The following is a 235-nucleotide window of genomic DNA, read 5'->3' as shown; positions in this document are numbered from 1 at the left end:
CAATAAAAAACTCAAAAAACGCGGTGTTCTCGGTTTCATTATGAAAAAATATATTTGATATTATCTAGTTTTCAAAGAACAAGTTTTGAGAGTTAAATCTCTCAAAACTAAACAAAGCTTCGACGCGTGTGTAGGTTTCCGTAATATTCCTTAGAAAGGAGGTGATCCAGCCGCAGGTTCTCCTACGGCTACCTTGTTACGACTTCACCCTAATCATCTGTCCCACCTTAGGCGG

The 235-nt window shown here is 39.1% G+C and carries 1 rRNA gene; it reads right to left on the bottom strand.

From position 1 onward, the window contains the following. Positions 1-154 precede the first annotated feature (154 nt). Positions 155-235, bottom strand: a 16S ribosomal RNA gene (locus MZO40_RS17290); the annotation flags it as partial.

Origin of the sequence: Lactiplantibacillus sp. B652 (assembly GCF_023806745.1) — a bacterium.
Classification (GTDB): Bacteria; Bacillota; Bacilli; order Lactobacillales; family Lactobacillaceae; genus Lactiplantibacillus; species Lactiplantibacillus pentosus.
The sequence above is the reverse complement of the archived record's forward strand: the minus strand, read 5'-3'. Positions and strand labels throughout refer to the sequence as shown.